Genomic DNA, 7,750 nt, shown 5'->3' with positions numbered 1-7,750 from the left:
TGGCTCACAGAACGACATGGCTACGATCCGACTTGCGGGGCGTTCGCGGCTGGCCGCGGCGGCCGCCGCGGCGGCGGCCGCCAGCACCGCCGAGACCAGCAGCGCGGTGTTCGCGCCGTGGGCGATCGCGTCCGGCGAGCGGCCCCGGCCGGTGGCGATCGCGACGACCATGGCGACGCCCAGCGAGGCGCCGACGTAGCGGGCGGTGTTGTTGGCGCCCGACCCCATGCTCGCGCGGTCGGCGGGCACGCTCTCCACGGCCAGCCGCGCCAGCATCGCGTTGGCCGGCCCGCTGCCGACGCCCCCCACCACCAGGCCGGGCACCACCCGCCACAGATGGCCGCCCGGCGCCAGGCCCAGCATCGCGACATCGCCCACCGCGCTGAGCGCCAGCCCGGACGCCAGCAGCGCCCGCGGCGCCACCCGGACCGCCGGCCGCCGCGCCTGCAGCGCCGCCGCGAACGACAGGACCGACCAGACCGACAGCAGCAGCGCGGCGGCCGGCGGGGCCAGCCCGTAGACCAGGTCCAGCACGGTGGCCAGGTAGTTCATGATGCCGATCACGGCCAGGCCGGTGACCAGCGCGCCGAGGGTCGCCACCAGGAACGGCGGCCGCCGCAGCAGCTCCAGATCCGGCATGGGCTCGCGGCGGCGCCGCTCGACGGCGGCGAACGCGCCCAGCAGCACCAGGCCGGCGGCCAGCGGCACCGCGACGGCGGGCCGCGTCCAGCCGGTGCGGCCCAACGTGATCGCGGTGAGCAGCGCCGCGACCCCGCCGCTCATCGTGAGCATGCCGGGCAGGTCCGGGCCGCGCGGACGCGCGGCCCGCGACTCCGGCAGCGCCCGCGCGGCCACCGCCAGCACGGCCGATGCCGCCAGGCACGCCCAGTACCACAGCCGCCAGTCCGGCTCGGCCAGCGCGGCCGCCGCCCGCGGGCCGAGCGCGGTGCCCAGGCCGAGCAGGGCGCCCCACACGCCGGTCGCGCGGGCCCGGGCGGGGCCGGAGAAGGCGTGGCCGATGATGCCCAGGCCGCCGGTGAGCAGCGCCGCGCTGGCCGCGCCCTGGGCGATCCGCCCCGCGACGAACACCGCCGCGTTCGGGGCGAGCGCGCAGCCGGCGCTGGACAGCGCCAGCAGCACGGCGCCGCCGGCGAACACGCGCCTGCGGCCGTGGTCGTCGGCCAGCCCGCCGACCGGCAGCAGCACGGCGGCCAGGCCCAGGCCGATCGAGCTGAGCACCCAGATCTGCGCCGTGGGGCCCGCGTGCAGCCCGGCCGCGGTGGCGACCAGCGTGCTCGTCGGCGCGCAGTAGTTCATCAGCGCCAGCAGGGTGGCCGCGGCGGGCAGCGCCAGCGCGGCGGCGGAGGTGTGGGACGTCATGCGCACTCCAAGTTCATTCAATGAACCAGCAGGGACGTGCGACGACGGTGGCACGCTTGGTTCGGTGAATGAACCTCCCGTGCGGGTACTGTGGCGTGCATGGCACTCGGCAAGGACTACGCCCGCCAGGACTGCGCGGTGGCGCGGGCGCTGGAGGTGGTGGGCGAGCGGTGGACCATGCTGATCATCCGGGACGCCCTGTACGGGGTGCGCCGGTTCAGCGACTTCCTGGCCCGCCTGGACATCCCGCGCGCGGTGCTGTCGCAGCGGCTGCAGTCGCTCGTGGACGCCGGGGTGCTGGAGAAGGCGGGCCACGAGTACGTCATCACCGAGACGGGCAAGGAGCTGTGGCCGGTCGTGCACGCGCTCGCCCGCTGGGGGGAGCGGCACTTCGGCGACAGCGCCCCAGTCCGCCTGTACTGCCACGCCGGATGCGGCGCCCGGCTCGCCGCCGACGGCACCTGCCCCGAGTGCGCCCGCCCCGTCCCGCTCGAGGAGGTCGAGCTGCGCCCGGGCCCCGGCGCCCCCGTCCGCGACGACCCCGTCAGCGTGGCCCTGCGCGAACCGCACCGCATGCTCACGCCCGTCCGGGCCTGACCCGCGGCCCGCGCGGCGCCCGGTCCGGTGCGCCCGGGTCGGGCGCCGGGGTCAGGCGCCCAGGGCGTGCGCGATGAGCTCGGCGACCGCGTCCGGGTCCACGTGCTGGCCGCTGAGCTGGGCGAGGTTCTCCTGGTAGATCAGCACCGCCGCGAACGTGGCGGCGGCGACCTCCAGCCGCGCCTGGTCGCCGCGCGCGCCGGGCAGCGCCAGCTCCAGCGCCCGCCGGGCCCGGCGGAACACCTCGCCGTTGAGCCGGCCGAGCCGCTCGCCGACCGAGCGGTGCGTGCCGGCCTCGCGGAACAGGATGCGGCGCATGGCGGGGGAGGCGCGCAGCGGGAACCGCCGCGCCAGCCGCGACAGCGTGCCCGCCGGGTCGCCCGGCAGCGCCTCCACCGCGTCCTCGGGCAGCTCCTCCACCGCCGTGCGCTCGTCGACCAGCGCGACCAGCACGTCGATCTTCTGCGGGAAGTAGTGGAACACCAGGCCCTTGGGCACCCCGGCCTGGCGGGCGATCCGCGCGGTGGACGTGGCGTCGTACCCGCGCTCGGCGAACAGCGCCTCGGCCGCGTCCAGGATCCGGGTGCGGGCGTCGGTGCCCTGCGGGTCGCGTGAAGACCGCCGTCTCCTCACCGCCCTCATCCGCGGCCTCCCCCCTGACACGCCGCTGTGGCCCCTGGGCGCCCGCGCGCCAGGGGCCACCGAGCGGTGCCGTCTGATCAGGCCGTCGTGGTACGGCCGCCTTCCGTACGGGTCAGGCCGCCTCCCGACTGCACGGCTCCCCAGATGCCGACGATAGCGGCGATGCCGCCGGCGATCCATGCCGTCCAGGCCGCGGCGGCCTCGCCCGCGAAGCTGAACGCCCAGGGGGACACGAAGACCAGCAGGGCGAAGGCCGTGGTGGTCCAGGACGTCGGACCGCCTGCGCCCAGCAGCGCGTACAGCCCGGCCAGGGCCAGCAGGGCCCCCAGCACCATCAGCGGCTGCTTGCCCGCGTCGTCGGCCCACAGCTCCGGCGCGACCAGTGCGACGAGGCCCGCCAGGAAGGCGACCCCGTCCTGCCATGCGAACTTGCCCATCAGCCACCTCCACCGGGGGGAGAAGTTTGGACATCTTTGTCCGTTTTATAGAACTTCCCTGATTGACCGGTCGGTCAAACCTGTCCGCCCGGTACGGCAGGGCTTTTACGTGAGCCAGATCACCCTGGCATCCCGGTAACGGCTGGTCGGACGGCCCGCGGCGGGCCCGCGGGGCTTCGAGGCGGCCGGCGAAAGCCGCTACCCTGCAGCCCCATGGAGAGGGAGCAGTCGCGGGCGGCACGGGCACGGCCGCGGCGCCCCCTTTCCCTGCTGTGGCGGTTCATCGACGGCCGCCCCGGCGACACCCGGGCCCAGATCGCCCGGCGCGCCCGCGTCCTGGTCACCGTCGCCACCGGCCTGGCCAACCTGGGCGGCGCCCTGGTGGTGCTGCTGTTCACCATCGTCGTGCCCAACCCCGACGGCGCGGTGCCGGACCGGCTGCAGATGATCAACGTGCTGGTGTTCACCGGCTACGTCATCGCGGCCGTGCCCGGCGGGCTGCTGCTCGGCGAGCGGTTCTTCCGCCGCCTGCGCCGCCTGGCCGAGCAGCACCGCGAGCCCGGCGAGCGGGAACGGCTCCTGCTGCTGTACGGCCCGCTGCGCATGATGGCCCTCCACCTGACCCTGTGGAGCGTCGGCACCGTCGGCTGGGTGATCATCAACCTGCCGTTCTCGGTGCTGCTGGCCGTCAAACTCGGCCTGACCAGCCTGCTCGGCGGCCTGACCACCTGCACCGTGGTGTACCTGCTCACCGAGCGGCTGCTGCGGCGCGCCGTCACCACCGCGCTGCGCACCGGGCCGCCCCGCCGCACCGGCCTGCCCGGCGTGGTGTCGCGCTCGGTGCTGGCCTGGGCCCTCGGCACCGGCGTGCCGATCCTCGGGCTGATCGTGCTGGCCGTCGGGTCGTTCCTGATCGGCCGGGTCGACGTGCGCGACTTCGCCTTCGCCGTGCTGGTGCTCGGCGGCACCGCCCTGCTGGTCGGCTTCGGCGTCACCTACGGCGCCGCCCGCGCCATCGCCGACCCGGTGGAGTCGGTGCGGCTCGGCCTGGCCCGGGTGCAGCGCGGCGACCTGGACGTCGAGGTCCCCGTCTACGACGCCAGCGAGGTCGGCCTGCTGCAGGCCGGGTTCAACCACATGGCCGCCGGGCTGCGCGAGCACGCCCGCCTGCAGGACCTGTTCGGCCGCCAGGTCGGCGAGGACGTCGCCCGCGTCGCCCTCGAACGCGGCATCGACCTCGGCGGCGAGCTGCGCGAGGTCGCCGTGCTGTTCGTCGACATCATCGGCTCCACCCGGCTGGCCGCCGACCGCCCGCCGACCGAGGTGGTCGCGCTGCTCAACGACTTCTTCGCCGTCGTGGTCGAGGTGGTCGGCGAGCACGGCGGCTGGATCAACAAGTTCGAGGGCGACGCCGCGCTGGCGGTGTTCGGCGCGCCGCTGGCGCTGGACGGCGCGTCCGGCCGGGCCCTGGCCGCCGCCCGCGAGCTGGCCGTACGGCTGCGCGACCGGGTGCCGGAGCTGAGCGCGGCCGTCGGGGTGTCGGCGGGCGAGGCGGTGGCCGGGCACATCGGCGCCGAGGAGCGCTTCGAGTACACCGTGATCGGCGACCCGGTGAACGAGGCGGCCCGCCTCACCGACCTGGCCAAGGGCACCCCGGCGCGCGTGCTGGCGTCCGGCGCGGTGGTCGAGGCCGCGGGCCCCGGCGAGGCGCGGCACTGGCGCGTCGAGGGCGAGACCGTCCTGCGCGGCCGCACCCAGCCCACCCGCCTGGCCGCCCCGGTGGAGGCCGCACCGGCCGAGGACGCCGCCTAGGCGGGGTGGAGCGTCGCGTCGCGCAGCGTGGTGTACCAGGGGGTGGAGCGGGCGAACCCCGGGCCGGTCTCCTCGCCGATGTAGACGTCGGCGTGGTGCTCGCCGCCGTACCCGGGGCGGAACACGTCGACGACCGTCCACGTCGCCCGCCGGAACCGCTCGCACACCTCGCCCGAGACCGGCCGCCCGGCGCCGTCCCGGCCGCAGTCGGCGATGACGAACCGCCGGCCGCGCGCCAGCACGTCCCGGTCGGCGGCGGCCGACCGCCAGGGGCGCAGCGGCCGCCCCGCCGAGTCGCGGGGGGTGTCGTCCAGCCAGAACCCGACGCTGTGCGACCAGTTGAGGTACCGGCCCCGGTGCGGGCCGCTGGTGATGCGGCCGCTGCCCTCCGTCCGCACGATCTCGACGAACTCCTCGGGGTAGGACCCCAGCGGCGTGTCGCCGTCGTCGCAGCGCAGCCCGGGGCAGCCGCGCACCGCCTTGCGCCTGCCGCCGTGGAAGCGCTCCACGGCGGTGTAGTAGGCGGTGATGCGCCACCTGCCCGGGCGGCCGAGCGGCCGCACCGGTGACGGCGACGGCGGCGAAGCGGGCGGCGAGGCGGACGCCGGCGCGGAGACCGCGGGGGAGGCCGCGGGCGCGCTGCCCGCCGTGGGCGGCGGAACGCCCCGGTCGCGGGTCGCGGACTCGGCGTCCGTTCCGCATCCGCTGACGAATCCGCTGACCGATCCGCTGACGAGCGCGCACAGCGCGAGCACGACGGCCTGCGGCGCCCTGGCCCGCATCGCACCTCCCCGGTGACCGGCGATCCGCGGGCGCTACGACGGCCCGCCGCCACCGGGGACCCTAGTCCGCGCGCTCGGGCGCCGCCCCGGGTTCGAGACGGTCGGCGCGCCGGGGACAGGCGATCAGTACCCCCGGGCCACCCACTCCTCCAGATGCGGGGCCTCCGCCGCGATCGTGGTGCTGTCGCCGTGCCCGGTGCGCACCACGGTGTCCGGCGGCAGCGTCAGCAGCCGCTCCCGGATCGAGGCGATGATCGTGGGGAAGTCGGAGTACGAGCGGCCGGTCGCGCCCGGGCCGCCGGAGAACAGCGTGTCCCCGGAGAACACCGTGCCGAGGTCCGGCGCGTACAGGCACACCGCGCCCGGGCTGTGCCCCGGCGTGTGCAGGACGGTCAGCTCCACCCCGGCGACCGCGATCTTCTGGCCGTCCGACAGCTCGCCCTGGGGGGAGAGGTCCGGGTGGCGCTGCTTCCACAGCATCAGGTCGGCGGGGTGCAGCAGCACGGGCGCGCCGGTGCGCGCCGACAGCGCGGGGGCGGCGTCGATGTGGTCGTCGTGGCCGTGCGTGGACACGATCGCCAGCAGCCGCCGGCCGCCCACCGCCGCGGCGATGGCGTCGGCGTCGTGGGCGGCGTCGATGACGACCGCCTCGGTGCCGTCGCCGACGATCCAGACGTTGTTGTCCACCTCCCACGTCCCGCCGTCCAGGGAGAACGTGCCGGAGGTGACGACGTGGTCGATACGCGGGCCGGTGCGCTCCGCCATCACAGCACCACCACCGAGCGCAGCACGTCGCCGCGGTGCATCTTCTCGAACGCCGCCTCGACCTCGTCCGGCCCGATCGTCTCGGAGACGAACGCGTCCAGGTCCAGCCGGCCCTGCAGGTACAGGTCGATGAGCATGGGGAAGTCGCGGGACGGCAGGCAGTCGCCGTACCAGGACGACTTGAGCGCGCCGCCGCGGCCGAACACGTCCAGCAGCGGCAGCTCCAGCGTCATCTCGGGCGTCGGCACGCCGACCAGCACCACCGTGCCGGCCAGGTCGCGGGCGTAGAACGCCTGCTTGTAGGTCTCCGGGCGGCCCACCGCGTCGATCACCACGTCGGCGCCGAACCCGCCGGTCAGCTCCCGCACCGCCGCCACCACGTCGGCGCCGGCGGCGTGCACGGTGTGGGTGGCGCCGAGCGAGGACGCGGCGGCCAGCTTGCGCTCGTCCAGGTCGATCGCGATGATCTTCGCGGCGCCGGCCAGCCGGGCGCCCAGCACCGCGGCCGAGCCCACCCCGCCGCAGCCGATCACCGCGACCGAGTCGCCGCGGCCGACCGCGCCGGTGTTGAGCGCGGCGCCGAGGCCGGCCATCACCCCGCAGCCCAGCAGCCCGGCCGCCGCGGGCCTGGCGGCGGGATCGACCTTGGTGCACTGCCCGGCCGCCACCAGCGTCTTGTCGGCGAACGCGCCGATGCCCAGCGCGGGCGACAGCTCGGTGCCGTCGGACAGGGTCATCTTCTGCTTGGCGTTGTGGGTGTCGAAGCAGTACCAGGGACGGCCGCGCAGGCACGCCCGGCACTGCCCGCACACCGCCCGCCAGTTGAGGATCACGTAGTCGCCGGGGGCGACCTCGGTGACCGCCTCGCCGACCGACTCCACGACCCCGGCGGCCTCGTGCCCGAGCAGGAACGGGAACTCGTCGTTGATGCCGCCCTCGCGGTAGTGCAGGTCGGTGTGGCACACCCCGCACGCCTGCACCTTCACCACGGCCTCGCCCGGCCCCGGGTCGGGCACCGTGATCGTCTCGATGCGGACCGGCTCCCCCTTGCCCGGCGCGATGACTCCGCGTACCTGCTGTGCCATGGTTGCCGCCCTTCCTCGATCGTGGCCGCTGAGACGACCATATCCAGCGGGTTCGGGACCGCGTCCAGCCCCGAGCCCGCCCCGGCCGCGTGCCGGTAGTCCACCAGCGGGCCGGCCGGGACGCGACGCGCGTTTCCGCCCAGCGGAAGCCGCGGCCGCGTGCGCGGCGGGGCGCGGCTGCTCGAAGCGGCTAGTTGTACTGACCATGGACGTTGGTGACGGCGACACGGCTGGATGATCTTGAAATGAA

7 protein-coding genes are annotated in these 7,750 nt (G+C 75.7%); 2 read left to right on the top strand and 5 right to left on the bottom strand.

The genetic code is table 11. The features are described from left to right. The first annotated feature begins 1,479 nt into the window (after positions 1-1,479). Positions 1,480-1,977, top strand: coding sequence for a winged helix-turn-helix transcriptional regulator (locus ABD879_RS31245; protein WP_345025364.1), 498 nt, complete (start codon positions 1,480-1,482; stop codon positions 1,975-1,977). A 51-nt stretch (positions 1,978-2,028) separates the two neighbouring features. Here the strand turns inward: ABD879_RS31245 and ABD879_RS31240 are convergent, their stop codons facing one another. Together ABD879_RS31240 and ABD879_RS31235 are read right to left on the bottom strand one after the other, a co-directional pair. Next, positions 2,029-2,619 carry a TetR/AcrR family transcriptional regulator gene (locus ABD879_RS31240; protein ID WP_285493746.1) on the bottom strand — a complete coding sequence of 197 codons (591 nt, stop codon included), beginning with the start codon at positions 2,617-2,619 and terminating at the stop codon, positions 2,029-2,031. Between the two features lie 77 nt (positions 2,620-2,696). Then, the gene (locus ABD879_RS31235; RefSeq protein ID WP_345025360.1) at positions 2,697-3,056 is read right to left on the bottom strand and encodes an SPW repeat domain-containing protein; all 360 of its coding nucleotides are present in this window, start codon (positions 3,054-3,056) and stop codon (positions 2,697-2,699) included. 213 nt (positions 3,057-3,269) lie between these two features. Between ABD879_RS31235 and ABD879_RS31230 the strand changes: the two genes are divergently transcribed. Next, on the top strand, positions 3,270-4,868 hold the full coding sequence (locus tag ABD879_RS31230) for an adenylate/guanylate cyclase domain-containing protein (RefSeq protein ID WP_345025359.1): 1,599 nt from the start codon (positions 3,270-3,272) through the stop codon (positions 4,866-4,868). Here ABD879_RS31230 and ABD879_RS31225 read toward each other — a convergent pair. The 3 genes from ABD879_RS31225 to ABD879_RS31215 all read right to left on the bottom strand — a co-directional run bounded on the left by ABD879_RS31225 (position 4,865) and on the right by ABD879_RS31215 (position 7,500). Then, positions 4,865-5,650, bottom strand: coding sequence for an RlpA-like double-psi beta-barrel domain-containing protein (locus ABD879_RS31225; protein ID WP_345025358.1), 786 nt, complete (start codon positions 5,648-5,650; stop codon positions 4,865-4,867). The genes ABD879_RS31230 and ABD879_RS31225 overlap by 4 nt on opposite strands. A gap of 123 nt (positions 5,651-5,773) precedes the next feature. Further along, the gene (locus tag ABD879_RS31220) at positions 5,774-6,415 is read right to left on the bottom strand and encodes an MBL fold metallo-hydrolase (RefSeq protein WP_345025357.1); all 642 of its coding nucleotides are present in this window, start codon (positions 6,413-6,415) and stop codon (positions 5,774-5,776) included. Beyond that, a complete protein-coding gene (locus tag ABD879_RS31215) occupies positions 6,415-7,500 on the bottom strand; it encodes an S-(hydroxymethyl)mycothiol dehydrogenase (RefSeq protein ID WP_345025356.1) in 1,086 nt (361 codons plus the stop codon). The genes ABD879_RS31220 and ABD879_RS31215 overlap by 1 nt, the downstream gene beginning before the upstream one ends. Positions 7,501-7,750 lie beyond the last annotated feature (250 nt).

This window comes from Actinomadura keratinilytica (assembly GCF_039539665.1).
Lineage (GTDB): Bacteria > Actinomycetota > Actinomycetes > Streptosporangiales > Streptosporangiaceae > Spirillospora > Spirillospora keratinilytica.
Note: the sequence above shows the minus strand (reverse complement) of the source record. Positions and strands in the feature narration are given on the sequence as shown.